The 25,511-nt window shown below is 47.0% G+C and carries 23 protein-coding genes; 8 read left to right on the forward strand and 15 right to left on the reverse strand.

Translation table 11 applies throughout. The features are described from left to right. The first annotated feature begins 29 nt into the window (after positions 1-29). From J0B03_RS01835 to trmB, 4 genes are read left to right on the forward strand one after another with little or no spacing between them, the layout of a single operon-like run. Positions 30-1,370, forward strand: a complete 1,341-nt coding sequence (locus J0B03_RS01835; RefSeq protein WP_374058610.1) for a citrate/2-methylcitrate synthase — start codon at positions 30-32, stop codon at positions 1,368-1,370. Between the two features lie 12 nt (positions 1,371-1,382). Continuing rightward, a complete protein-coding gene (locus J0B03_RS01840; RefSeq protein WP_207300192.1) occupies positions 1,383-2,582 on the forward strand; it encodes a saccharopine dehydrogenase family protein in 1,200 nt (399 codons plus the stop codon). 9 nt (positions 2,583-2,591) lie between these two features. Continuing rightward, complete coding sequence (gene nspC, locus J0B03_RS01845; protein ID WP_207300193.1) at positions 2,592-3,731, forward strand: carboxynorspermidine decarboxylase; 1,140 nt, start codon at positions 2,592-2,594, stop codon at positions 3,729-3,731. Positions 3,732-3,784: 53 nt separating this feature from the next. Further along, a complete protein-coding gene (gene trmB, locus J0B03_RS01850) occupies positions 3,785-4,432 on the forward strand; it encodes a tRNA (guanosine(46)-N7)-methyltransferase TrmB (RefSeq protein ID WP_207300194.1) in 648 nt (215 codons plus the stop codon). On the opposite strand, the gene J0B03_RS01855 is transcribed toward trmB, so the two are convergent. Genes J0B03_RS01855 through J0B03_RS01865 form a run of 3 tightly spaced genes read right to left on the reverse strand, consistent with a single transcriptional unit; the run spans position 4,429 to position 7,428 of the window. After that, on the reverse strand, positions 4,429-5,214 hold the full coding sequence (locus J0B03_RS01855) for a DUF1295 domain-containing protein (protein ID WP_207300195.1): 786 nt from the start codon (positions 5,212-5,214) through the stop codon (positions 4,429-4,431). The genes trmB and J0B03_RS01855 overlap by 4 nt on opposite strands. Next, positions 5,211-7,010, reverse strand: coding sequence for a DAK2 domain-containing protein (locus tag J0B03_RS01860; RefSeq protein ID WP_207300196.1), 1,800 nt, complete (start codon positions 7,008-7,010; stop codon positions 5,211-5,213). Before J0B03_RS01860 ends, J0B03_RS01855 begins: the two co-directional genes overlap by 4 nt. A 13-nt stretch (positions 7,011-7,023) precedes the next feature. Then, on the reverse strand, positions 7,024-7,428 hold the full coding sequence (locus J0B03_RS01865) for a DUF2177 family protein (RefSeq protein ID WP_207300197.1): 405 nt from the start codon (positions 7,426-7,428) through the stop codon (positions 7,024-7,026). A gap of 164 nt (positions 7,429-7,592) precedes the next feature. Between J0B03_RS01865 and J0B03_RS01870 the strand changes: the two genes are divergently transcribed. Both J0B03_RS01870 and J0B03_RS01875 read left to right on the forward strand, forming a co-directional pair. Beyond that, positions 7,593-8,621 (forward strand): 3-deoxy-7-phosphoheptulonate synthase, encoded by a 1,029-nt coding sequence (locus tag J0B03_RS01870; protein ID WP_207300198.1) that lies wholly within the window; start codon positions 7,593-7,595, stop codon positions 8,619-8,621. Beyond that, positions 8,516-9,919 (forward strand): deoxyribodipyrimidine photo-lyase, encoded by a 1,404-nt coding sequence (locus J0B03_RS01875; RefSeq protein WP_207300199.1) that lies wholly within the window; start codon positions 8,516-8,518, stop codon positions 9,917-9,919. Before J0B03_RS01870 ends, J0B03_RS01875 begins: the two co-directional genes overlap by 106 nt. A 38-nt stretch (positions 9,920-9,957) precedes the next feature. Here the strand turns inward: J0B03_RS01875 and heR are convergent, their stop codons facing one another. From heR to nuoE, 4 genes are all read right to left on the reverse strand, one after another. Continuing rightward, a complete protein-coding gene (gene heR / locus J0B03_RS01880; RefSeq protein ID WP_207300200.1) occupies positions 9,958-10,737 on the reverse strand; it encodes a heliorhodopsin HeR in 780 nt (259 codons plus the stop codon). 200 nt (positions 10,738-10,937) lie between these two features. After that, positions 10,938-12,728 (reverse strand): NADH-quinone oxidoreductase subunit NuoF, encoded by a 1,791-nt coding sequence (nuoF, locus tag J0B03_RS01885; protein WP_207300201.1) that lies wholly within the window; start codon positions 12,726-12,728, stop codon positions 10,938-10,940. 12 nt (positions 12,729-12,740) lie between these two features. Beyond that, complete coding sequence (locus J0B03_RS01890; protein ID WP_207300202.1) at positions 12,741-13,139, reverse strand: (2Fe-2S) ferredoxin domain-containing protein; 399 nt, start codon at positions 13,137-13,139, stop codon at positions 12,741-12,743. An 11-nt stretch (positions 13,140-13,150) separates the two neighbouring features. Then, positions 13,151-13,630: an NADH-quinone oxidoreductase subunit NuoE gene (gene nuoE / locus J0B03_RS01895; protein WP_207300203.1), complete on the reverse strand. Its 480-nt coding sequence runs from the start codon at positions 13,628-13,630 to the stop codon at positions 13,151-13,153. A 287-nt stretch (positions 13,631-13,917) separates the two neighbouring features. On the opposite strand from nuoE, the gene J0B03_RS01900 reads away from it, so the two are divergent. Then, on the forward strand, positions 13,918-14,271 hold the full coding sequence (locus J0B03_RS01900; RefSeq protein WP_207300204.1) for a thioredoxin family protein: 354 nt from the start codon (positions 13,918-13,920) through the stop codon (positions 14,269-14,271). Here the strand turns inward: J0B03_RS01900 and mscL are convergent. From mscL to J0B03_RS01940, 8 genes are all read right to left on the reverse strand, one after another. Continuing rightward, positions 14,268-14,702, reverse strand: a complete 435-nt coding sequence (gene mscL, locus J0B03_RS01905; protein ID WP_207300205.1) for a large conductance mechanosensitive channel protein MscL — start codon at positions 14,700-14,702, stop codon at positions 14,268-14,270. The genes J0B03_RS01900 and mscL overlap by 4 nt on opposite strands. Before the next feature lie 104 nt (positions 14,703-14,806). After that, the gene (dnaJ, locus tag J0B03_RS01910; protein WP_207300206.1) at positions 14,807-15,961 is read right to left on the reverse strand and encodes a molecular chaperone DnaJ; all 1,155 of its coding nucleotides are present in this window, start codon (positions 15,959-15,961) and stop codon (positions 14,807-14,809) included. An 86-nt stretch (positions 15,962-16,047) separates the two neighbouring features. After that, entirely contained in the window at positions 16,048-17,886 is a 1,839-nt protein-coding gene (gene dnaK / locus J0B03_RS01915) for a molecular chaperone DnaK (RefSeq protein WP_207300207.1), read from the reverse strand. A 17-nt stretch (positions 17,887-17,903) separates the two neighbouring features. Continuing rightward, positions 17,904-18,461: a nucleotide exchange factor GrpE gene (gene grpE / locus J0B03_RS01920; protein WP_207300208.1), complete on the reverse strand. Its 558-nt coding sequence runs from the start codon at positions 18,459-18,461 to the stop codon at positions 17,904-17,906. Next, complete coding sequence (gene hrcA, locus J0B03_RS01925) at positions 18,448-19,509, reverse strand: heat-inducible transcriptional repressor HrcA (RefSeq protein ID WP_207300209.1); 1,062 nt, start codon at positions 19,507-19,509, stop codon at positions 18,448-18,450. The genes grpE and hrcA overlap by 14 nt, the downstream gene beginning before the upstream one ends. A 102-nt stretch (positions 19,510-19,611) precedes the next feature. Then, the gene (gene hemW, locus J0B03_RS01930) at positions 19,612-20,739 is read right to left on the reverse strand and encodes a radical SAM family heme chaperone HemW (protein ID WP_207300210.1); all 1,128 of its coding nucleotides are present in this window, start codon (positions 20,737-20,739) and stop codon (positions 19,612-19,614) included. A 7-nt stretch (positions 20,740-20,746) separates the two neighbouring features. Next, a complete protein-coding gene (gene lepA / locus J0B03_RS01935) occupies positions 20,747-22,555 on the reverse strand; it encodes a translation elongation factor 4 (RefSeq protein WP_207300211.1) in 1,809 nt (602 codons plus the stop codon). Positions 22,556-22,623: 68 nt separating this feature from the next. Beyond that, complete coding sequence (locus J0B03_RS01940; RefSeq protein WP_207300212.1) at positions 22,624-23,535, reverse strand: phosphate acyltransferase; 912 nt, start codon at positions 23,533-23,535, stop codon at positions 22,624-22,626. Between the two features lie 148 nt (positions 23,536-23,683). On the opposite strand from J0B03_RS01940, the gene typA reads away from it, so the two are divergent. After that, positions 23,684-25,498, forward strand: a complete 1,815-nt coding sequence (typA, locus tag J0B03_RS01945) for a translational GTPase TypA (RefSeq protein WP_207300213.1) — start codon at positions 23,684-23,686, stop codon at positions 25,496-25,498. The last annotated feature ends 13 nt before the right edge of the window (positions 25,499-25,511 follow it).

A 25,511-nucleotide genomic window follows, 5' to 3' on the forward strand; every position in this document is an offset into this window, starting at 1 on the left:
GATATACAGAAATGCAAGGAGGTATGCACATGTTAAAGGAATTGACCCAAATGGCGGAAAAGAGCAGCTACATCGATCCTGCACTATACACCAAATATGAAGTAAAAAGAGGTCTTCGAGATATAACCGGCAAGGGAGTTTTGACAGGACTGACGGAGATCGGAGAAGTCCACTCCTATATTATTTGCGACAATGAAATGGTCCCCGAGCCGGGACGATTGTTTTACCGGGGCATCGATGTCGCCGACCTGACCGAAGGATTCATGAAAGAAAATCGACCGGGCTATGAAGAAACGGTTTATCTTTTACTGTTCGGAAGCTTGCCGACAAGAGCGCGTCTGGAAGAATTCAACGAATTGCTGGCAGATTACCGGACCCTGCCAAGGAGTTTTGTTCGGGACATGATCCTGAAGGCTCCCAGCAAGGACGTCATGAACATGCTGGCGCGAAGCGTGTTGGCCCTTTACAGTTATGATGACAACGCCGATGATTTGAGCATTGAAAATGTGGTTCGGCAAAGTCTTGGACTCATTGCCCAATTTCCCATGCTAGCCGTTTACAGTTACCAGGCCATCAATCATTATCACGGCAACCAAAGTTTGATCATCCACAGTCCCAAACGGGAATATTCCACAGCGGAAAACATTCTTCACCTGTTGCGACCGGACAGTTCCTTTACTCCCCTGGAAGCGCAATTGTTGGATCTTGCTTTGGTCCTTCATGCAGAGCATGGCGGAGGAAACAATTCTTCCTTCACCACCCATGTGGTCAGTTCCACCGGAACGGATACTTATTCGGCCATCGCCGCAGCATTAAGTGCCTTGAAAGGTCCCAGACATGGAGGCGCCAACATCAAGGTGGTCCAAATGTTCGATGACATCAAAAACAACGTCAGCGACTGGCAGGATGAAGGTCAATTGAGGACTTATCTCCGACGTTTGCTGAACAAGGAAGGCTTCGACCGGACCGGGCTCATATACGGCATGGGACATGCCGTATACTCCATATCAGATCCCAGGGCGGAGATTTTGAAAGCTCATTGCAAAAGTCTTGCCAGCGACAAGGGGCTTGACGATGAATTCGATCTGCACCAACGAATCGAGCGTTTGGCCCAGGAAGTGATCCAGGAGGAACGAAAAATCTACAAGGGAGTCAGCGCCAACGTCGACTTTTACTCCGGTTTTGTGTATCGAATGCTCAACCTGCCACCAGAATTGCTGACACCCATCTTTGCCATATCCAGGATCTCAGGATGGAGCGCCCATCGAATCGAAGAATTGGTGAACAAGGGCAAGATCATACGCCCCGCATACAAAAGCATCTCCAAGCGATGCGACTACATCGCTTTGGACGAACGAAATAATGAATAGGAGGAATGCACTATGGGAAAAGCACTGATCATCGGAGCAGGCGGCGTGTCTAACGTTGTAGTACACAAATGCTGCCAAAATCCCGATGTATTCGAAGAAATTTGTTTGGCCAGCCGAACCAAGGCAAAATGCGATGCCATTGTGGCCAGCCTGCCGGAAACCAAAACAAAAGTAACCACCGCCCAGGTGGATGCAGACAATACACAGGAAGTGGTGGACCTGATCCGATCCTTCCAGCCGGACATCGTCATCAACGTGGCCCTTCCCTATCAAGACCTGACCATTATGGACGCCTGTCTTGAAACAGGAGTGGACTATCTGGATACAGCCAACTATGAGCCTCCGGATGTTCCCAAGTTTGAATACAAATGGCAATGGGCTTATCGGGAAAAATTCAAAAAAGCCGGCATCACCGCCTTGCTGGGAAGCGGATTCGATCCGGGAGTAACTGGTGTTTTCAGCGCCTATGCCCAAAAACACTATTTTGACGAGATCCACACCATCGATATCCTCGACGCCAATGCCGGAGACCACGGGTATTCTTTTGCCACCAATTTCAACCCGGAGATCAACATACGGGAGATCACCGCCAACGGTCGTTATTTCAAAGACGGCCATTGGGTGGAAACAGAACCTCTGGAGATCAAGAAAGTCTACGACTTTCCCCAGATCGGTGAAAAGGACATTTATCTTCTCTATCACGAAGAGTTGGAATCCTTGTCCCAAAACATCAAAGGGATCAAACAGATCCGTTTTTGGATGACTTTCTCCCAAAAGTACCTGACACACTTGAACGTACTGCAAAATGTGGGAATGACCTCCATCGAACCCATCGAGTTTGAAGGAAAACAGATCGCACCCATCCACTTTTTAAAAGCCGTTCTCCCCGATCCAGCTTCTCTAGGACCTCGGACCAAGGGAAAAACCAACATCGGCTGTATCTTCCAGGGAAGGAAGGACGGGAAACCCCAAACCTATTACGTCTACAATATTTGTGATCACGAAGAAGCATACAGGGAAGTTGGCTCCCAGGCCATTTCCTATACCACCGGCGTTCCCGCAATGATCGGAGCCATGCTCATGCTCCAGGGGACCTGGAAAAAGCCCGGCGTGTACAACGTGGAAGAATTCGATCCGGATCCGTTCATGGATGCTCTCAATAAACACGGTTTGCCCTGGCACGAATCTTTCGAACCCACCTTGCTGGATTAGGAGGACTTTATGACTATCGACTTTCAAAAAGTACCTACTCCCTGCTATGTGGTGGATGAAGAGCTCATCAAACGAAATTTGGAGATCTTAAGGTCGGTCCAGGACCGGACCGGCTGCAGCATTTTGTTGGCCTTGAAAGGCTTTTCCATGCATGCCTTGTTTCCCTTGATCGGCGAATATCTAAAAGGCATCACCTCCAGTTCCCTTTTCGAAGCCAGGCTTGGTTTTGAAAAAATGGGAAAAGAAGTCCACGCCTATGCACCGGCATTTGTGGAAGAAGACTTTGACGAACTGCTGGGATATGTGGACCACCTGGTTTTCAATTCCTTTGCCCAATGGACCAAATACAAGGAAAAAGTGAATTCCCTGACGGACAAGAAAGTGGAATGTGGCATTCGCGTCAATCCCCAATATTCGGAAATCGCCACACCCATCTACAATCCCTGCTACATCAATTCCAGACTGGGCGTCACCCTGGAAAACTTTCGGGAAGACCTGCTGGACGGATTGGACGGACTGCATTTTCATACTTTGTGCGAACAAAATTCCGACACTTTGGAGAGGACCATTCAAGTTGTGGACGAAAAATTCGGTCCTTATCTGAAAAACATGAAATGGCTCAACTTCGGGGGCGGACACCACATCACCCGGGATGATTACGACGTGGAAGCCTTGGTGCGCTCCATCGAGTTCATGCGGGACAAGTACGACCTGCAGATCTACCTGGAACCGGGAGAGGCCATTGCCCTGAACACCGGTTATCTGGTTGGATCCGTTTTGGACATTGTGGAAAACGGCATGGAGATCGCCATCATGGACACCAGTGCCGCCTGCCACATGCCCGACGTGCTGGAAATGCCCTATCGACCCAACATCATCGGCAGCGGACAGCCGGGAGAATATGCCTACACCTACCGCCTTGGCGGCAACACCTGCCTGGCCGGCGACATCATCGGGGACTATTCTTTCAAGGAACCGCTGAAGCCTGGGGACAAGTTGGTTTTTTGCGACATGGCCCACTACACCATGGTAAAAAACAACATGTTCAACGGCGTCAACCTTCCTTCCATTGCCCTTCACAGCAAAGAGCGGGGACTGGAGATCCTGAGGACTTTCGGGTTTGAAGATTACGCCGGCAGATTATCTTAAAATCAAAGGGAGCAGCAAGTGCTGCTCCTCTTTTAAGTAAGGAGAAAAAATGTATGCGCTTACGAAAAAAACCATGGGCGGAACCGGAAATGCGCCAGGATCCAAAAGTCCTCTTTGAACCGGTGGAAAAAAGGGGACACTGGCAAGCAGAATTTGGCAACGACCGTCCCATCCATCTGGAACTGGGCTGCGGCAAGGGACAATTCATTATCGAAATGGCCAAACAATATCCGGACATCAACTTCATCGCATTGGATTATCAACATGAAGTTCTGGTGTATTTATTGCGGGACGCCAATGAGGCCGGACTGAAAAACATCCGCATCCTTCCTTCCATGGCAGACTTGCTTCTAGAATACTTTGATGCCAATGAGATCGAAAAAATATACATCCAGTTTTGCAACCCCTGGCCAAAAGTCCGACACCAAAAGAGACGGCTGACCCATCCACGCTTCCTTAAGATCTACGACGGGTTTTTACAAGAGGGAGGGTCGATCCACTTCAAAACGGACCATGCCGACTTGTTTGACGACAGTCTGGATTATTTCGACCAAAGTGGTTTTGATGCTTTAAAGATCAGTCGAGACCTCCATCATGATGACCTACCCCCTATGCCAAAGACCGAATACGAAACCAAGTTCACGGCCATGGGCATGCCCATCCACTTCGGCCTGTTTCAAAAACAAAGGATCGATCCTTAGGATCGATCCTCTTCTTTTTTTGGAAACCATGGAAAAAACTTATTGGTAACTTTGGCATATTCCCGGAAATCTTCCCTTTTCATGTACTTTTTCTCCAGCAAGGGTACGCCCGACACAAACATCAGCAAATATGAAATGGTTGCAGGTCCGATGATCCCTAGGAGGCCAAACAAATCACCCAGCGTGACGAGAAAGATCCCCCACCACATGGTGGCTTCTCCAAAATAATTCGGATGGCGGGTGTATTTCCATAGGCCATACCGCATGAGCTTACCCTTGTTCTCCGGTTTCTTGAGAAACTGTCGAAGCTGGTAGTCACCCACCGCTTCGAAGAAAAATCCAACCAACCATATGGCCAGTCCAATGAGGCCAATCCAACCGAAACCTCCAGGATCCCGGGCTTGGACGAGGATCACCGGAAAGCTGACGATATAAAGAAAACCTGCCTGGGCCAGGAACACGTTGGCATAGGCCTTTAAATAGTAGTGGTCGGTCCCCCATTTTTCCCGCATGGCCACATAGCGGAAATCTTCCGGTTTGCCCCAATTTCGGATCCCGATATAAAGAAACAAACGCAGCCCCCAAGCGGTGACCAGGACCGTTGCCACAATGGAACGAAGGTCGAAAGTTGCGGTCCTGAACAACAGATAATTTGCCAGGACCACGAAACCCAGTCCCCAGGTAATGTCCACAATAGAGTTGTTTTTCTTCCATTGTGCGATAAAAAATACGATGGTAAAGTAGATCCAGACCACCAATGCACTTTCCAAATAAATATTCATGCGGTTTTCCCCTTCTCATCCGACATGACAGCCACTGCAGCACAACCAATCCCGGCACTCATGGCAACGATGGGAGAGATGCTCATGATGTATTCCGGTTCCTTGCCCAGGATACCTTTAAAAATCTCGTGATATTCCTGTGCCCTTTTTTCAGATCCGGCATGCACGATGGCATACCGCAAATTCCCATATTCCTCTTCCATGGCTTTGATCCGATTCTTGATTTTGGCCGTGTTCCCCTTGATGCTGAAAGCTTTGTCCAAAATGGTGCCCATTCCGTTTTCATCCAGAGAGATGACCGGTTTCAAATTCATCAATTTACCAAGAACTCCAGTCACCTTGTTGACCCTGCCGGATCGAACCATGTACTTCAAGGTATTGACGCTGACCAGGATCTTTGTCTTTGGTATTTTTTCTTCCAGCAAAGACACCACTTCTTCATGGGTTTTTCCCTCATGGATCCATTCCGCTGCCTTCATGACCAATAATCCCTGTGCGCCGGAATTTTGTTTGGAATCCACAACAGTGATCTTCTTGCCTTGCTGTCTTAGTTTCTCAGCCGCGTTTGCAATGGTTTGATAGGTACCGCTCAGTGCCTTGGCCACGGTCACTACGATGATGGAATCATAATGGGACATGATGCTGGAGAGGATCCCTTCCACTACCTTGGCGTTGGGCTGGGCAGAGGTAGGATACGTCTCCACTTCATCCATCAATTTATAAAAACTTTCACTGGTGATGGTCACCTTGTCCAAATAGGCCGTATCGTCCATCATCAAATTCAGGGGGATCATGTGGATCTGGTAATGATCCATCCACTCTTTGGGCAGATCCGCAATGGAATCGGTGACCAGGGCGATGGGGTATTTTCGATTGTAGATCGCATCGTATTGGCTCTTCATGTCGTCCACCTTTTGTTGGAGGATCCGGCCGTGACTTCGCAATTTCATGAAAACCTCATCCGGATGGTTGGTGTGGACATGTATGCGAGCCTTTCTGCTGTTCCCGGCTACGATCAGAGAATCTCCGATGCCTGCAAGATCCTCTTTCAACCGGTCCAGATCCAGACCATCTTTTGCGATCAGACCTTCCGTACAATATCGCTGGTCAAAGTGATCGTGGACGTGTTCCGGATGCTCGCCGAAATCGATGATCTCGTCTTGGCGCTTCAGTTTTTCCATTTCCCCGGTTTTTAAGAATTGTGCAAATCCTTCCACAAAATGAACGAATCCTTTGGCCCCGGAATCTACAACAGAAGCGTCTTTCAGCACCTTCAACTTTTCCGTGGTCTGGCGCAAGGATTCCATGGCGGTCTCCAGGGAATGGGACAACAATTCATAAAAGTCACCGGCTTGTTCCCACTTGCTGTGGACAGCTTCCGCCCAGTCCTTGATGACGGTGATCATGGTTCCTTCCACAGGGTTGGATATGGCGCTGTATGCATGAGGCACCGCATTTTTAACGGATTCGGCAAAAGAGCGAATGGAAATGACGTCTTCATCTGCCAAACTGTCCGAGATCCCGTTGATGTATTGTGCAAATATGATACCCGAATTGCCTCTGGCTCCCGTTAATGCCGCATCGGCAATGGACTGAAATGTTCGATAGGCATTGGCATCCACTTTTGCCTCTTCGATGATGGTCTCCATGGTGCTGGCCAGGTTGTTCCCCGTATCTCCATCGGGTACGGGAAATACATTGATGTCGTTGAGCACTTTCTTTTGGGCAATGACCTGATTGGCTCCGGAAACGAAAGAATAGTAGATGTTTTCTCCTGTCAATTGGGTAAATTTCATAAGTTTCTTCCTCCTACTGGCTTAGAAATGTATGGACCACAAAAAATGCAATGCCGGAAGTAAGTGCTCCGAGAGTCGTTCCCCAAATCAGGTCTACGACGGTAATAAACAAGGGCCAATCCCTTACCGTGGCGAGATTGGTCAAATCATAGGTTGCATAGGTAATGAAGCCAAACAGGGCCCCCACCAGGATGGCGTAGGAGAAGCTCCCCTTTTCCAGTGCAGGATGTATCACGAAAAAAACCATTCCTGCCACGAAAATCAAATAAAAAATAATGGCTGCGGCCCAATTTACCGGATTCCGCATCAAATAACCCAGGTATTTCTGATACAAGTTTTTTGCGATCACGCCCAGCCACACCAGGTCAATGGCAAAAAAGACCACAACAGAAACCAGATAGATCTTGACGATTTGCATAACTCACCTCTTTCGCATTATTATAATTTTATTACCCTTATTTTCTGTTTTATATCCATAAATTACAAGTTAAATCGTACAAAACCGAAATAAGGATTGAACTTTTTAGCCATTTTATATAATATGGTTACAATATTCTTTTATTCCAGGGAAAGGAGCACATTATGAACATGAAACTGTTGCAGCGGCTTCCCTCCAAAGAGGAGATCCGCGAACTCTTGCCAGTCTCTGCTAAGGCACAACAAGCCCGAAATCAAAAGATCATGGAGATCAAAAACATTTTCGAAGGCAAAGATCCTCGGTTCCTGCTGATCATCGGACCCTGTTCTGCCGATCAGGAGGACTCCGTCATTGAATACATTTCCAGATTGGCCAACATACAAGATGCCGTGAAAGATCAGCTTTTGCTGGTGCCCAGGATCTACACCAACAAGCCCAGAACGACAGGGGGTGGGTACAAAGGCATGTTGCACCAGCCGGATCCAAACAAGGCACCTGATATGTCCGAAGGTATCAAAGCCATGCGCAAGCTTCATATTCGCTCTCTAGAGTCTTTTCACATGCCCGCTGCGGATGAGATGCTTTATCCGGACAACTACTCTTATTTGGACGATATACTGGGCTACATCGCCATTGGTGCCCGCTCTGTAGAAAACCAGCAGCACCGATTGACTTCCAGCGGAGTGGATATTCCGGTTGGCATGAAAAACCCCACAGGGGGGGATCTCTCCATCATGCTCAATGCCATCAATGCCGCCCAACAAGGTCATCGCTTCATTTATCGAGGGTACGATGTGGAATCCACCGGTAATCCCTTCACCCACGCCATATTGCGGGGAGCGGTGGATCTATATGGGAAAAACATCCCCAACTACCACTACGAAGATCTTAAATTCTTTTGTGAATTGTACGAAAATACTGCCTTTGCCAACAAGGCAATCATCGTCGACACCAACCATGCCAATTCCATGAAGCGATACCAGGAACAACCCCGGATCGCAAAGGAGATCCTGTGGAGCCGCAGATACGATCCCACCATTAAAAATATGGTGAAAGGCCTGATGATCGAAAGCTATCTGGAAGAAGGATGCCAACCGGTGACCGATACGGTATACGGAAAATCGATCACGGATCCCTGCCTTGGCTGGAGCGATACGGAAAAGCTGATCTACGATATCGCAGACAACGTATGATCTCCATCGGCAAGAGAGGGCGACCGCTGAATCGGAAATCCATATCCGACGGAACCAATGTGGTCTACTGGATGAGCCGGGACCAACGGGCGGAAGACAATTGGGCCCTCTTATACGCACAGGAAGAAGCAGTAAAACGGGGAAAAACACTCAGCGTCCTGTTTGTTTTAGTTGAGAATTATCCATCGGCCCAGACCGCTCATTGGGATTATTTGAAATCTGGCTTGAAGCGTTGCCAAAAGGTACTCCATGACCACAACATCCCTTTTCATCTGTTGATCGGCGATCCGGTGGATCTGGTGCCCCGTTACGTAGCTCAGACAAATTCCTGCCTTTTGGTCAGCGACTTTTCTCCGCTGCACACCAGCGTTAAGTGGAAAAAGGACATGGAAGACGATCTGGGGATCCTTCACATGGAAGTGGATGCCCGTAATATCGTCCCCTGTTTCGTCGCATCCGGCAAAAAAGAATATGGAGCTTATACCATCCGTCCAAAGATCCATGGTCTTCTGGAATCGTATTTAAGCGATTTTCCGGCCCTGCTTCGTCAACATTCAAAAATCTCCACTTTAAAAAATCTTCCCGAAGCAAGCGGCACGCTGGAAGGACACACGGAAGGGGTCCATCCAAAACGATCCCTGAAGCGTTTTCTTGATGGAGGCCTGGAACGTTATCATTTGCGAAACGATCCCAATGCAGAAGCAACCACTCGACTATCCGCTCCACTTCATTTCGGCCATATCAGCAGCCAGCGGATCGCACTGGAGGTGATGCGGACCCACAAGCCGGACCATGGCTTCCTGGAAGAATTGATCATACGACGGGAACTGGCGGACAACTTCTGCTTCTATGAACCAAACTACACCAAAACTTCCGCCTTTCCTCCCTGGGCCTTGGAAACCCTCGAAAAACACGAAAAAGACATGCGGGACTATCTCTATAAACCCTGGGATCTGGAAAAAGCAAGGACCCACGACCCCCTCTGGAATGCAGCGCAAAACCAAATGGTCCATACTGGCTACATGCATGGATACATGCGCATGTACTGGGCCAAAAAGATCCTGGAATGGACACCCAATGCGCAAAGCGCCATGGATATTGCCATCGACTTGAACGATCGATACAGCCTGGATGGACGAGATCCCAACGGGTATGCCGGGATTGCCTGGTCCATGGGCGGCGTCCACGACCGGGCATGGAAAGAGCGACCCGTCTTTGGTAAGATCCGCTACATGAATTACAATGGGTGCAAAAGAAAGTTTGACGTAAATGTCTATATAGAAAACAACACATTTTAAAAATACAGCCGGACGATTTTGGTCCGGCTGTGTTTGTCTTATGGTTGCATGGCACCAAACAATACCAACCAGGCTAATATGGACTTGGCCACCAGACTCAAAATAATGTAGATCCGTTCACCATACAAGTAATCTTTCCATTTGCCAACTCCTTTATATTGCAGGATCATGTTGACGGGGAAAGTATTGAATGCTACAAAATAAGTACCTACGATGGCCCAGACAAACCATGGCACCATGTCGAAATTCCCCGTTCCGAACATGTACAGCAAGATGGCGATCCAAGGTGCGATGCCCGCAATGGAACCCCAGATAAAAGGGCCCCAGTTGACGGATCTCTTTTTCTCTCCGGCGTTGAGTAGTTCCATATCCAGACCAAAGAAATTCATTGCTGCATTGACAACGAAGATCAAGATCAAGGAGGCGATGTCGTAGATCCCGAACAAGGTGGCGATCAAGACGATCATCACCGAGGAACTAAGCGCATATTCAAACCATCGAAATTTGTTGACGCCTTGCTTCAATCCTGCAAAATACTTTTTGCTGTTCAGGGCGATCAAGGCATGGGCAATGGCGGAAATGAGTAAAAACGATGCCACCATGTATCCGAAAGGCAGTTCGAACAATTCTTTGACTGCCGGTTCCAGGGATCTGGTAGTGGTGTTGAAGCGCAGATAATACTGCACGATCATCGGTTTGAATTCCCCAATTTGCTGAATGACCGATGACGCCAAAAATATCATGATGATGCCTTGTACGAAATGAAACCCTCCCATAATGATGTTGAATCGTCTAAGCTTTTCCAATTTCTTTTCCACGAATGATGCCTCCTTTTTCTTTTGTGTCGCCGAAGCAGCACAATAATAATTATAAAATTATACCACTTCTAATTGTTACCGCTTTTTTTAATTCTTAAACGAAGATTTCATAAACTTGCAATATATTTTTCCGGATTTTTGCTTACAAAAAACCCCGAAGGCCAACTGGCTTTCGGGGTTTGCATTTTACAACAACCTTCTTATTTTTTGATGATCGCATCGAACTTGCATGCGTCGTAGCAAGCTCCACAACGAATACATGCGTTTTGGTCGATAAAATGAACTTCTTTTGGCTTTCCGGATATGCAGCTGACCGGACAAACCCTTGCACAGGCTGTACAGCCGACGCATTTATCAGGCACGATCTCATAAGAGAGCAGGGATTGGCAGACGCCCGCCGGACATCTCTTTTCCTTCACATGGGCCTCGTACTCGTCTCGGAAATACTTCAACGTGGACAAAACCGGGTTGGGTGCTGTCTGTCCCAATCCGCACAAGGATGTGTCTTTAATGGTGGTTCCCAACTCTTCCAACAAGTCCAGATCTTCCATGGTCCCCCTGCCTTCTGTGATCTTTGTCAAGATCTCCAAAAGACGTCTGTTTCCAACACGACAAGGAGTACATTTCCCGCAAGATTCTTCCACGGTGAATTCCAGATAGAATTTGGCGATATTGACCATGCAGTCGTCTTCGTCCAATACGATCATGCCGCCGGATCCCATCATGGAACCGATTTGTATCAGCGAATCGTAATCAATGGGCGTATCAAGGAATTGAGCACTGATGCAGCCTCCGGAAGGTCCACCGGTTTGTACCGCCTTGTATTCCTTGCCGTTTTTGATCCCGCCGCCGATCTCATAGATGATCTCCCGCAAGGTGATCCCCATGGGAACTTCCACCAACCCGACATTATTGATTTTTCCAGCCAAGGCGAATACCTTGGTACCGGAAGATTTTTCTGTTCCGATTTTTTTGAACCAGTCTCCACCACGATTGATGATGACGGGAATATTGGCCAGGGTCTCTACATTGTTGACAATAGTCGGTTTCCCCCATACACCGCTTTCCGCCGGAAAAGGCGGCTTGGTGGTAGGCTCCCCTCTCTTGCCTTCTATAGAACGGATCAGCGCCGTTTCTTCTCCACATACAAATGCTCCGGCTCCCAGTTTCAACTCGATGTCAAAATCGAATCCGCTGCCGAAAATATTCTCTCCCAGCATTCCCATCTCTTTTGCTTGATCGATGGCAATCCGGAGACGTTCGATCGCCAAAGGATACTCTGCTCGAATATAAATATAACCGATTCTTGCACCGATGGCATATCCTGCAATGGCCATGGCTTCCAATACGGAGTGGGGATCCCCCTCCAAAATGGAACGGTCCATAAACGCACCTGGATCTCCTTCATCAGCGTTGCAGACGACGTATTTGATATCCGCATCGTATTTTGTTGCAAAATCCCATTTTAAGCCCGTCGGGAATCCACCGCCTCCTCGACCTCGGAGACCGGAAATTTTTACTTCGTTGATAACTTCTTCCGGTTTCATTTTGCTTAAAACGGTACCCAATGCCAAGTATCCATCGTTGGCAAAATACTCGTTGATGTCTTCCGGGTCGATGAATCCGCAATTTCGCAAAGCAACACGAAGTTGTTTTTTATAAAAAGGCATATCATGGTGTACTGCCATTTTTTCTTGCAAAGTGGGTTCCACGTAGAGCAAGCGCTCCACCCGTCGTCCTTTGATCAAGTGCTCCTGCACGATTTCTTTTGCGTCGTCCGGTGTCACTTCTACATAAAAAACGTTATCCGGGTATACTTTGACGATGGGTCCCTTCTCGCAAAAACCGAAACATCCGGTCACCAGGGCTTGAACTTCCGCCTCCAACCCATTATCCTTTATTTCTTCTTTTAATTTTTCCAGCAAGACGTCGCTGTCGGATGCGTGGCATCCGGTACCACCACATACCAACAAATGCATTTTATAACTCATGAAGTAATCCCCCTATTCTTTGGCCGTATTGAATGATTTGTTCATTATTGCGTTTTCCAGTAAAACTCCCTGCTTGATGTGCTTTTGAACGATCTCTTTTCCTCTTGCTTCGTCCACCATGCTGTACACGACGGAAGGCTTGTCTGGGAACAATACTTCAACGATAGGTTCTTCTTCACAAAAACCCATGCAGCCGGTCTGCGTAACGCTTACATTGGTGATGTTTTCCTTTTCCAATTCCTCCAAGATGGCGCTCATGGTTTCCCGTGCTCCGGAAGCAATACCACAGGTAGCCATTCCAACTCGAATCACTACCCGATCTTCATCCTCTGAAGTGGATCGCAAGTTGAAAGTTTTTTCTGCCTGTTCTCTTATTTTCATTAATTCATCCAATGATTTTATTTTGCTCATGCTCTGACCTCCTACTCGTTATAATTGGCAAGGATCTTTTTGACATCCTTGGGCTGGATCTTGCCATATACTTTTCCATTGACCATTACTACAGGAGCCAAGCCGCAAGCCCCGACACACCGCAGTCCATCCAGTGAAAACATGCCGTCTTCCGATGTTTCACCCACGTGAATGCCCAATTTCTTTTCCAGTTCGGTGACGATCTTATCTGCGCCACGAACAAAACAAGCCGTACCAAGACATACGTTGATGGCATATTTTCCTTTTGGCGTTTGGGTAAAATAGGAATAAAATGTGACGACGCCATAAACATCTGTAGCAGACACGCCCAGCTTTTCTGCGATGAATTCCTGCACTTCTCTTGGTAGATAACCGCATATTTCCTGTGCTTTGTGCAAAGAGGCAATGACTGCATCCTTTTTATTGGGGATGGCATCGATAAATTGTTCCAGTTCGTCGTACATCTCTTTGCTGATTAGGTTGTTTTCCATACAAATCCTCCTTATAGTGAATGATCATTATGAGTGGTATGATTCCATAGTGCCTGTCTTCTTTTGCTTTCCACCAACCATGCAACCGTATACAAACGTGAAAAAACAAGGCCAACAGCCACACCTATCATTATACCTTGCAAATACTTTTTTTGAAACCGTTATCTAAATAATAACGATCCCTGCAATTCCACAACATCTGCATTTAATTTTACAACAGCTCATCTGCAAGTGCAAGTATTTTACCCCAGCCAACGTGTTATAATGGTAAAGTGAGGTGATATGATATGTTGTCATTAAAAGATTGGAGCTCCATCGACTTCCAATTGAATAAAAATCGATCTGTTGTCCTGTCCCTGTCTTCCAACGGATGCAACGTGTGTGTGGCTGTCAACGCAAAATTGCTGGAAGTGGAAAAAAGCTATCCGGATGCGACGTTCATCACTGCGAAACTGGACGACGTTCCTGAACTTTCCGGTCGATTCATCGTATTTACCGTTCCCACGATCCTCATCTTTCAGGCTGGTAAGGAGTATCACCGGGAATCCCGGTTTATTGATTTTGTCCGCCTTGAAAAATATTTGAAGGAATCCTTTCAAGAAAAAAGACCTTACGATGAAGGTCTTTTTGATAAACTCTAATTCAGCTGGGATGTACAGTGGGGACAACGAGTGGCATCCAGGTGAACTTCCCCAAAACAGAAGGGACACTGCTTCGTCGTTACCGGAGCAGGCGCTTCCTCTTTTTTTCGCATGCTGTTCATTTTTTTCACAACCAGGAAAATCGAAAAAGCTATAACGATAAAATCGATGATATTGTTGATGAACAGACCGTAATTCAATGTCAAAGCTCCAGCCGCCTGGGCATCTGCCAATGTGACGTAGGATCCATCCCCCAATACAGCAAACAGATTGGTGAAATCCATCTTGCCGATCAACAAACCGATCAAGGGCATGATGATGTCGTTGACTAAGGAAGAAATAATTTTGCCGAACGCTCCACCTATAATGATTCCAACTGCCAGATCCATCATGTTTCCTTTTAGTGCAAACTCCTTGAATTCTTTGATCATGTCAATACCTCCTGCAAATTAATGACCTCAAATTGATTATATCCATATTCAGACAAACAAAACAGCAACAGGAATCGACTCGTCATTCCTTATTGCTGTTTCTTTTACTGAAAATAAGACTTCACCCTGTTCCAGAAGCTTTTTCCCTGTTCGTGGATCTCGTGGGTTCCCGATGTCTCTGCAAATTTTCGCAGCAGTTCCTTTTGATCTTCGTTCAACTTTCTCGGAACTTCCACTTTGATCTTCACATACTGGTCTCCCCTGCCGTAGCCCATTGGGTTTGCGATTCCCCTGCCTTTTAAGCGGAATGTCTGATGAGACTGGGTCCCTTCCGGTATGGTAAATTTGATTTGTCCCACCTTTTTTTTGTTTTCATCCAAAGACGGGATGTTGATCTCGTCTCCCAAGGATGCTTGAACAAAAGTGATGGGGATCTCGCAATAAACATCGTTTCCTTCTCGCTGAAAAAATTCATGGGTTTGGATCGAGAAATATACGTAAACATCCCCGGTAGGACCACCAAGAACTCCCGGTTGTCCCTCTCCCCGCAAAGGTAGAACAGAGTCGCTGTCCACACCGGCCGGTATATTGATATTGATCTTTCGTTCCCGGCGCACTGTCCCCTTGCCGCCGCAAGTTTCACAGGGTTTTTCAATGGTTTTACCTTCTCCGTGGCAAACGTCACAGGTTTTCACGGTTTGCATCACGCCAAAAGGAGTCCGTTGATTGACTCGAACTTGACCGCTGCCTCCGCAATTGGTACAGGTTTTTACATCTGCCTCGGAAGCGGCTCCCAATCCGTCACAGGTGTCGCAAGTTTCGTCCCTTTTGATTTTGATTTCCTTTTCCGTTCCAAAAACGGCTTCTTCAAATGTCAAATCTACCTGAACGCGGATGTCCGCACCCTTTTGCGGCCGCCGAGCTCTGGAACCCCCACCGAATCCGCCGCCGAACATGTCGAAAATATCACCAAAAATATCTTCGAATCCGCCGCCACCACCGAATCCGCCGCCGAATCCACCAGCGCCATTGGCACCCATTCCTGCATGTCCGAATTGATCGTATTGGGTGCGTTTATTTTTGTCGCTCAATACTTCGTAAGCTTCGTTGACTTCTTTAAAGTTTTCTTCCGCTTCTTTGTCATCCGGATTGCGGTCCGGGTGATATTTCATGGCAAGCTTTCGATATGCCTTTTTAATTTCTTCTTCAGAAGCACCTTTCCCCAATCCAAGCACTTCATAGTAATCTCTTTTGCTCATACATTCTCTCCTAGCAATCTATTTAAAGGCTCATGATATCACAAACCAGCAACCTCTGCAAATCAGTGGTTGCTGGTTTGAAAAGTTTACTTGTCGTCGTCAACGACCTCGTAATCGGCATCGACCACATCGTCGTTCTTGCCGTTGTCGGCCGAGGCATCTTGCTCCGGTCCGGCTCCTTCTTGGGCAGATTGCTCATATAACTTTTGTGCAATAGGATGGAATGCATTGTTCAGGGCCTCTGTCGCTTGTCGAATCGCCTCTACGTCGGTCCCTTCCATCTTGGTTTTCAGATCAGCAATGGCATCTTCCACTGTCTTCTTTTCATCTGCTGTAACTTTCTCTCCCAGGTCTTTTAAAGATTTCTCTATTTGATAGATCGTAGAATCCGCAGAGTTTTTCACTTCCACTTCTTCTTTTTTCTTCTTGTCTTCTTCTGCAAATTTCTCCGCTTCTTTCACCGCTTTTTCGATTTCGTCATCGCTCATGTTGGTGGAAGACTGAATGACAACATTTTGGGATTTCCCCGTTCCCATATCTTTTGCGGATACATTGACGATACCATTGGCATCAATGTCGAAGGTGACCTCGATTTGCGGGATCCCTCTTGGTGCCGGCGCAATTCCTGCCAGTTGGAAGCGTCCCAAGGTTTTGTTGTAAGCGGCCAATTCCCGCTCTCCTTGAAGAACGTGGATGTCCACTGCCGTTTGATTGTCTGCTGCCGTCGAAAAGATTTGGCTCTTCTTGGAAGGAATGGTCGTATTTCTTTCGATCAGTTTGGTGAATACACCACCCATGGTTTCAATTCCAAGAGATAGGGGGGTAACATCCAGAAGCAGTACGTCCTTGACTTCTCCCGCCAGGACACCGGCTTGGATGGCTGCTCCTATGGCAACGCACTCATCCGGGTTGATCCCTTTATAGGCATCTTGTCCCGTGATTTTCTTCACTGCTTCCTGAACGGCTGGAGTTCGGGTAGAACCACCTACCAGGATGATCTTGTTGATGTCGCCTGCACTGAGTCCGGCATCTTTCATGGCGCTTTTGACCGGACCTACGGTTCTTTCCACCAGATCGCCAGTCAATTCATCAAACTTTGCACGAGTCAAGGTGATGTCCAAGTGTTTTGGACCTTCTTGAGTAGCGGTGATAAAGGGCAGGTTGATGTTGCTGCTCATGACACCGGACAGCTCGATTTTTGCTTTTTCTGCAGCTTCTTTCAGCCGTTGCAGAGCGATCTTGTCGTTTCGAAGATCAACTCCATTTTCTTTCTTGAATTCATCGGCCAGATATTCGATGACCCGTTGGTCAAAGTCGTCTCCACCCAAATGGTTGTCTCCGTTTGTTGCCAATACTTCAAAAACGCCGTCTCCCAACTCCAGAATGGAAACGTCAAAAGTACCGCCTCCCAAATCATAGACCATGATCTTTTGGCTTTCTCCCTTGTCCAATCCGTAAGCCAGAGAAGCTGCTGTCGGTTCATTGATGATCCGCAACACTTCCAATCCGGCGATCTTGCCTGCATCTTTTGTTGCCTGACGTTGGCTATCGCTGAAATATGCGGGTACGGTTATGACGGCTTTCGTTACCGTTTCTCCCAGATACGCCTCCGCATCCGCTTTCAGCTTCTGCAGGATCATGGCAGAGATCTGCTGGGGCGTATAGCTGGTCCCGTCGATGGTCACCTTATGGTCGGTTCCCATTTCTCTTTTAATCGAAGCGACGGTTTTGTCCGGATTGGTGACGGCTTGTCTTTTTGCCACCTGGCCAACCAGTCTTTCTCCATCTTTTGTAAAAGCCACTACAGACGGCGTCGTTCGATTGCCTTCCGCATTGGGGATCACTACAGGTTCTCCACCTTCCAATACTGCAACACATGAGTTGGTTGTTCCCAAGTCAATTCCAATGATTTTTTCTTTTCCCATTTTTTCGTCCTCCTAATTTAATCCTTATTGATTTTTTTACAAATCTTGACCATTGCCGGTCGTATCACTTTTTCCTTGAATTTATATCCCTTTTGAAAGACGTCTATGATCTCGTCGTCTTCGTGATCATCTGAATCCTCTACTGTCACACCATGATGCAGGTTTGGATCAAAAGATTCCCCATTGCAAAGGATCTCTGTCAGTCCTTCCTTCTCTAAAACATCCAGTAGCTGTTTTAATACCATACGAACTCCATTGGCGTATTCGTCCTTGACATGGCTGTCGTCCAAAGCCTGGATCGCACGTTCCAGATTATCCAATACCGGCAACATTTTCAAAGAAAAATCTTCCAGAGCATATTTGAAAATATCCTCTTTCTCCTTCGTTGTCCGTTTCTTATAATTGTCAAAATCGGCCTGCATGCGGATCAACCGGTTCATCAATTCCTGATATTCTTTGGAACTTTCCTCTTCCGGCATCTTCTCCTCGCTGGGAGTGTTTTCCTGAATCGGCTCTTCCGTCAAATTTTCTTTTGTCTCCATGTTTTCGTCTTTCTTTTTCTTACTCAATCTCATCACCCTTTGCTTGGACATTTTCGCTGCTGCTTAGCTGCTTGTTCAATTCTTCACTCAGAAAACTCATTACGGATACCACATGATCATAATTCATTCGTACCGGTCCGATCACACCGATGCTTCCGATGCTTTCTCCGTTGATCCGGTAGGTTGCAGTGATCAGACTGCAATCTTTGAACGCTTGGACATAGTTTTCTGTTCCAATGATAATGTTCAACCCGCTTCCGCTGGTCTGTTTCAATATTTCCGCCACCCGCTTTTTCTCTTCGATGACATCCAGAAATTCTTTGGCCTTTCCAATGTCATTGAATTCCGGGTAGTTCAAAATATTTGTGACGCCATTGGAATAAATCAGATTGTCGTTGCGGTTGATCATCACTTCTTTAAAAATCGGCACGATCTCCTGCAACAGTTCGTTCTCTTCCAAAGTCAAGTCGTTGATCTTTCTGGTCAGCCCTTCTCCAATATTTCGCAGGGAAGTTCCTTTGACCACATGGTTCAGGATGTTGTTCAATTTTACCAATTCCCCATCCTGGACTGGTCTGCTCATTCTCAGCTCATAGTTGTTGATGATGTTTTCCTTTGTAACGACCACCATCAAGACCCGTTCATCCTCGATGGGGATCAGCTGTACATGCTTGCAGTCCAACGTATCCATTTGGGGTAGAGAGACCATGGATGTATAGCTGGTCAACTGGGCGATGACTTGCGCGGTGTGCTTGATTGCCTTGTCGATCTCTTCCACGTATTGATGGTAGCTGTCCCGAATTTCCTTTTGCAGATCGGCTTTCAGATGTCCTACATTCATCAATTCATCCACATACAGCCGATAGGCTTTTTGAGACGGCACCCTTCCCGCAGAAGTATGGGGTTGGATCAAAAAACCCATTTCTTCCAGATCCGACATTTCATTTCGAATAGTGGCCGCACTTATTCCAAGATCATATTTTTTGGCAATGGTTCTAGAACCGATCGGTTCCGCCGTTTCTATATAATCTCGAATGATGGAATATAAAATTTTCATTTTTCTTTCCAGTTTATCGCTCATTGTACCCTCTCCATTGTTAGCACTCTTCCTAATTGAGTGCTAATCTATTAATAAAATACCATCAAAAAAGACTTTTGTCAATAGGTATCCCACACCTCGCTTTCAATCCAGCAAAAATGCGCGAAACACCTTATTGGCAAAAGTCAAACCCGTTTTCGTCAATCGAATGCCGATTTCATCCACTTCCAACAGACCCTGGTTCCTGAGCGTCTCAATGACCGGACCATAATCTTCTTCCAGTGTTATATGGAATCTCCCAACATATTCCCTCCGGGAGACTCCTTTCATCACTCGCAGTCCCAGAAACATCCATTCTTCTTTCCATGCCTTTTCATCCAGGATCACCACTTCTTCCGGAATCAAAGGCACTCCTTCCAAATATCGGCTCATCTTCCTGGTGTTCCTGTAGCGCGTCCCATCCATGAAGGAAGAAGCACCCAATCCCAATCCCAGATAATCGCCCATGCTCCAATAGATATTGTTGTGTCTGGACTGGTGGTGCGGCAGGGAAAAATTGCTGATCTCATAATGGTCGTAACCGATGCGGTCCATTTCTTCCAAGAGCCATTCGTGCATTTCCCGCTCCAAATCGTCCCTTAATTCCACCTGACCGGATTCCACCATTTCATGCAAGGGCGTATCTTCCTCTACCGTCAATCCATAGCAGGACAAATGTTCCGGTTTCCAGGCCATGACTTTCTGGAATCCCTTTTGAAAACTCTCCAGGCTCTGCCCCGGCAGACCCGTCATCAGATCCACGCTGATGTTGTCGCAGCCCATTCTTCGCATCTGATCCATGGTTGATTCGAAATCAGCAAACGTGTGGATCCTTCCAATGGCTTTCAGTTCCGCATCGATGGCAGACTGCAACCCCAGACTAAAGCGGTTCACCCCCGCCTCCAGGTACCCTTCGATCTTTCGTTTTGTAAGGGTGCCCGGATTTGCTTCCAATGTGATCTCTTCCGTACCGTCCCAAGATCCGAAGGAACGGAGGGATCCTAAAATGCTTTTGATCGCATCCCCCGAAAGCAAGGAGGGAGTGCCACCTCCAAAATAAACAGTATGGATCTTTCTGCCTGCAACATCCTGTTTTTTTTCTTCGATCTCCATCCGCAAACGATCCACATAAGAAGGGATGTCTCCCCTTTGGTTATCAAAGGACAGGAAATCGCAATAGAGACATTTTTGCACGCAAAATGGAACATGAATATAGATGCTTACTTTTTTCATGGCATTCTCAAGAGTCCAGTTTCAAAACGGACATGAAGGCTTCTTGAGGAATTTCCACATTCCCCACCTGGCGCATTCGTTTTTTCCCTTCCTTCTGCTTCTCCAGAAGTTTTCGCTTTCGGGAGATGTCTCCACCATAGCATTTGGCCAGTACGTCCTTTCGCATGGCTCGAATGGTTTCCCTGGCAATGATTTTCCCGCCGATGGCTGCTTGGATGGGAATTTCGAACATTTGCCGCGGTATGGCTTCCTTCAATTTTTCACAAATCATTCGACCCCGAGAATAGGCTTTACTGTTGTGGACGATAAAAGAAAGTGCATCCACCACGTCTCCGTTTAACAAAATATCCAGTTTCACCAAATCGCTTCGACGATACTCCTTCATCTCATAATCAAAAGAGGCATATCCCTTGGTCCTGGATTTGAGGGCGTCAAAAAAATCGTAAATGATCTCGTTCAAAGGCAGGTCGTATTCCAATACCACCCTGGTTTCTTCCATATAACTCATGGTTTTATACTCTCCACGACGTTCCTGACACAGGTCCATGATGGCCCCTACATACTGAGACGGCACCATGATGGAAGCTTCTACGATGGGTTCTTCCATATAATCGATCTCTACAGCTGGTGGCAGGTTGGTGGGATTGTCCACCCACATCAGTTCCCCATTGTTCTTTTTGATCTTGTAAATAACGCTTGGTGCTGTGGTCACCAGGTCGATGTTGTATTCTCTCTCCAATCTCTCCTGGATGATCTCCATGTGCAGCAATCCCAAAAATCCACATCGAAAACCAAATCCCAGGGCAACGGATGTATCCGGCTCGAACATCAAGGATGCATCGTTGAGCTGCAGCTTTTCCAGTGCTTCCTTCAGGTCTTCGTATTTGGCTCCGTCTGCAGGATAGATGCCGCTGTAGACCATGGGTGTTACTTTTTTATAACCCGGCAAGGCTTCCGATGCCGGGTCGGCAGCATCTGTAATGGTGTCCCCTACCCGGGAATCCTTCACATTTTTTATGCTGGCGGTAACATAGCCTACATCTCCGCTGACCAACTCGTCCACCGGCAGCAGAGTTTTGACGAATACCCCGACTTCATCCACTTCAAATACTTTTCTGGTGTTCATCATTTTGATCCGCATTCCTTTTTTGATTTTTCCTTCCTTTACTCGGATGGAGGCAATAACTCCCCGATAAGAATCGTAGTAGGAATCAAAAATCAAGGCTCTCAAGGGTTTGTCATCCTTGTTTTCCGGCGGGGGGACCCGATCCACGATGGCCTTTAGGACATCTTCGATATTGATGCCTTCCTTGGCGGAAATCAACGGTGCATCATGAGCTTCGATGCCGATCACGTCTTCGATCTCATGCTTGACCATTTCCGGGTCCGCTCCCGGTAAATCGATTTTATTGATGACCGGGATGATCTCCAAATTGTTTTCCAAGGCCAAATAGACATTGGCCATGGTTTGTGCTTCGATCCCCTGGACAGCGTCAACAACAAGTATGGCGCCTTCGCAGGCGGCCAGACTCCTGGAGACTTCATAGGTAAAGTCCACATGGCCCGGTGTGTCGATCAAATTCAAATAATATTCATTGCCGAGTTCATCCTGGTAAACCAAGCGGATGGCCTGCAACTTGATGGTGATGCCTCGTTCCTTTTCCAGATCCATATTGTCCAACACCTGGTTGGACATTTCACGATCGGTGAGCAAGCCGGTCTTTTGGATCAAACGATCCGCCAAGGTGGACTTACCGTGATCTATATGTGCAATGATCGAAAAATTCCTGGTTTTGTCTTGTTTTGTTTGGGTCATTCCAATTCCTCCAAATTTAAACTCTAATCACTACATTATATCAAAAGGACCACCAGGGAACAAACATATTATTTTTCTTGTTGCTGCACCATATATACTGCAGCTGCAATGGAATGGAGCTTGGTTTCAAAACGATCCGATCGGGATGTAAGAACGATGGGTACTTTTGCCCCCAATACGACGGCTGCCGTCTTGGATGGTGCCAAATATACCAATGCTTTGAACAAGATGTTCCCCGCTTCCACGCTGGGCATGAGGAGTATATCACTCCTGCCTGCAAAGGGATCCCTTATCCCTTTGATCTTTGCAGAACGCTCCGACAGGGCGTTGTCCAAAGCAAAAGGTCCACTCACATTGCATCCCTTGATGACTCCCTCTTTTGCCAGATCCACCAGTTTTATTGCATCCAGGGTGGCCGGCATCTTCTCATTTACTTTTTCAACAGCACAAATCACGCCAACATTGGGTTTGTCGTACCCGAGACTTTGGACAAAATCCACGGCATTTTCAAGGATTTGACGCTTTTGATCCAAGTCTGGTGCTATGACTACGCCACCATCGGTGATAAAAAGCAATCGGTCAACACCTTCTGTCTCCACCATGGCCATGTGGCTCAATATCTTTTCCTGCCGTTGGCCGTATTCTCTATTTAAAACGCCCCGCAAAACATCTGCAGTGCCCACCTTTCCCTTCATTAAGATATTGGCCTTACCGTCCCGAACCTGTTCCATGGCCAAGGCCACGGATTCCACTGGGTCTTCTCCATGAATGACGGTAAATCGATTTGAACGGATCCCCTGTTTTTTCATCAGATCGGCGATCTTGGTCCGATCTCCTACCACGGTCGCTTGGATCCATCCCCGATTCATTGCTTCATCCAAAGCCATCAACAAGTCTTCCTCTTCACCGGCAGCTGCGACCAGGGCAATGGGAGTATCCCCTCCAATGGCCTCAAACAGGTCTTTCATATTTTTGATCATTTCAACGCCTCCATTTTTCAATATCCCTTTCTTTAATACCCAAAATCTTATGAATTATACGAAACATGAGATTCATTTCGATTTTACTTGAAATAATCTCTCATTAAGTATAAACTTAATAGGTTATATAAATAGAGAGGAATGAACAATGAGTACAACAAATAGAATTATAAATATTGCCGTCATCGCCCACGTTGATGCTGGGAAGTCCACACTAGTGGATGCTTTCTTATCCCAAAGCGGAGTTTTTCGCGATAATGAGACCGTTGTGGATTGTGTTATGGATTCCAACGATTTGGAGCGGGAACGTGGCATCACCATCTACTCCAAAAACTGTTCCGTCATGTACAATGACATCAAGATCAATATCGTAGACACTCCGGGCCATGCCGATTTTTCATCGGAAGTGGAACGGATCATCAAGACTGTGGATACAGTGATCCTTTTGGTGGATTCATCGGAAGGACCCATGCCCCAAACACGATTTGTCTTGAATAAAGCACTGGAAATTGGATTGAAGCCAATTTTGCTCATCAACAAGATCGACAAAAAAGATCAGCGAGCCGAAGAAGTAGTAGACATGGTCTTTGATTTGTTCCTGGAATTGGGAGCCAACGATGAACAATTGGATTTCCCCATACTCTATGGCATCGCAAAAGAAGGGATCGTCCTCAAGGAAATGGACGACGAACCCAATGGCATCGCGCCTCTTTTCGAAACCATTTTGTCCCATGCCAAGCCATACCCCAACCTGAACGATGAACCTTTGCAGCTGCAGATCTCATCATTGGCTTACGACGATTATCTCGGACGACTGGGGATCGGCCGCATCTACAAAGGCACCTTGACCGAAGGACAAACCGTAGAGATCTACAAACAAGACGAAACGACAGTTCGGGGCAAAGTTTCCGGGATCTTCGCTTATGCCGGATTAAAGAGATTGCAGGTAGCCCAGGCTTACAGTGGCGACATCGTCGTGATCAGCGGGATCCCACACATTTCCATCGGCGAGACCGTTGGTGAACCGGATAAAATGGATGCCCTGCCATTGATCCACATTGAAGAACCAACCTTGTCCATGAACTTTCTGGTCAATACCTCGCCTTTGGCGGGTACGGAAGGAAAATACGTCACTTCCAGACATTTGAAAGCACGTTTGGAACGGGAGTTGGAAGTCAATGTAGGCTTGAAGGTGGAACCCCTCGACCAAACCGACGGATTTAAAGTCTCCGGCCGTGGAGAACTGCATCTGTCCATCCTTATTGAAAACATGCGCCGAGAAGGCTACGAGCTTGGCGTTTCCAAACCGGAAGTCATCATGCACCGGGAAGGGAATACCATTGTAGAGCCTATTGAAAAAGTTTTGGTCAGCGTTCCCCAGGAATACTCCGGTGCCGTCATTTCGAAGTTGAATATCCGAAAGGGCGTCATGGAATCCATGCATTCGGAGGGTGATTACGTTTCTATGGAATACCTGGTACCAACCAGAGGCTTGCTTGGTTACTCCACCGATTTTATCAACGACACTCGCGGTGAAGGAACCATGGTTCGCCGTTTTGACCGGTTTGAAGCCCACAAGGGAGAGATTCCCCAACGAACAAACGGTGTTTTGATCAGCCAGGTGTCCGGTGAATCCATGGGATATGCTTTAATGAACCTCAGCGAACGGGCCCAGTTTTTCATCGACCCGGGTACTTCCGTTTATGAAGGAATGATCGTAGGCTTGAATTCGCGAGGCGACGACATGACCGTCAATCCCTGCAAAAACAAGAAGATGACCAACGTACGGGCCAGCGGATCCGATGATGCCATCAAGCTGTCTCCCCCCTTGCACCTGACTTTGGAAGATTCTTTGGAATTCATCAATGATGATGAATTGGTGGAGATCACACCAAAATCCATCCGCCTGCGTAAAAAATTCTTGAAAGAATTGGATCGCAAGCGCAGCGGAAAAGTTTCTTAAAAATAACAAAACT

It is taken from the genome of Alkalibacter rhizosphaerae (assembly GCF_017352215.1).
Classification (GTDB): Bacteria; Bacillota; Clostridia; order Eubacteriales; family Alkalibacteraceae; genus Alkalibacter; species Alkalibacter rhizosphaerae.

Bases quoted from the DNA above. Each gene is read 5' to 3' on its own strand.
- J0B03_RS01835 (WP_374058610.1), top strand. From the start codon at position 30: ATGTTAAAGGAATTGACCCAAATGGCGGAAAAGAGCAGCTACATCGAT.
- J0B03_RS01840 (WP_207300192.1), top strand. From the start codon at position 1,383: ATGGGAAAAGCACTGATCATCGGAGCAGGCGGCGTGTCTAACGTTGTA.
- nspC (WP_207300193.1), top strand. From the start codon at position 2,592: ATGACTATCGACTTTCAAAAAGTACCTACTCCCTGCTATGTGGTGGAT.
- trmB (WP_207300194.1), top strand. From the start codon at position 3,785: ATGCGCTTACGAAAAAAACCATGGGCGGAACCGGAAATGCGCCAGGAT.
- J0B03_RS01855 (WP_207300195.1), bottom strand. From the start codon at position 5,214: ATGAATATTTATTTGGAAAGTGCATTGGTGGTCTGGATCTACTTTACC.
- J0B03_RS01860 (WP_207300196.1), bottom strand. From the start codon at position 7,010: ATGAAATTTACCCAATTGACAGGAGAAAACATCTACTATTCTTTCGTT.
- J0B03_RS01865 (WP_207300197.1), bottom strand. From the start codon at position 7,428: ATGCAAATCGTCAAGATCTATCTGGTTTCTGTTGTGGTCTTTTTTGCC.
- J0B03_RS01870 (WP_207300198.1), top strand. From the start codon at position 7,593: ATGAACATGAAACTGTTGCAGCGGCTTCCCTCCAAAGAGGAGATCCGC.
- J0B03_RS01875 (WP_207300199.1), top strand. From the start codon at position 8,516: ATGCCAACCGGTGACCGATACGGTATACGGAAAATCGATCACGGATCC.
- nuoF (WP_207300201.1), bottom strand. From the start codon at position 12,728: ATGAGTTATAAAATGCATTTGTTGGTATGTGGTGGTACCGGATGCCAC.
- J0B03_RS01890 (WP_207300202.1), bottom strand. From the start codon at position 13,139: ATGAGCAAAATAAAATCATTGGATGAATTAATGAAAATAAGAGAACAG.
- nuoE (WP_207300203.1), bottom strand. From the start codon at position 13,630: ATGGAAAACAACCTAATCAGCAAAGAGATGTACGACGAACTGGAACAA.
- J0B03_RS01900 (WP_207300204.1), top strand. From the start codon at position 13,918: ATGTTGTCATTAAAAGATTGGAGCTCCATCGACTTCCAATTGAATAAA.
- mscL (WP_207300205.1), bottom strand. From the start codon at position 14,702: ATGATCAAAGAATTCAAGGAGTTTGCACTAAAAGGAAACATGATGGAT.
- dnaJ (WP_207300206.1), bottom strand. From the start codon at position 15,961: ATGAGCAAAAGAGATTACTATGAAGTGCTTGGATTGGGGAAAGGTGCT.
- dnaK (WP_207300207.1), bottom strand. From the start codon at position 17,886: ATGGGAAAAGAAAAAATCATTGGAATTGACTTGGGAACAACCAACTCA.
- grpE (WP_207300208.1), bottom strand. From the start codon at position 18,461: ATGAGATTGAGTAAGAAAAAGAAAGACGAAAACATGGAGACAAAAGAA.
- hrcA (WP_207300209.1), bottom strand. From the start codon at position 19,509: ATGAGCGATAAACTGGAAAGAAAAATGAAAATTTTATATTCCATCATT.
- hemW (WP_207300210.1), bottom strand. From the start codon at position 20,739: ATGAAAAAAGTAAGCATCTATATTCATGTTCCATTTTGCGTGCAAAAA.
- lepA (WP_207300211.1), bottom strand. From the start codon at position 22,555: ATGACCCAAACAAAACAAGACAAAACCAGGAATTTTTCGATCATTGCA.
- J0B03_RS01940 (WP_207300212.1), bottom strand. From the start codon at position 23,535: ATGATCAAAAATATGAAAGACCTGTTTGAGGCCATTGGAGGGGATACT.
- typA (WP_207300213.1), top strand. From the start codon at position 23,684: ATGAGTACAACAAATAGAATTATAAATATTGCCGTCATCGCCCACGTT.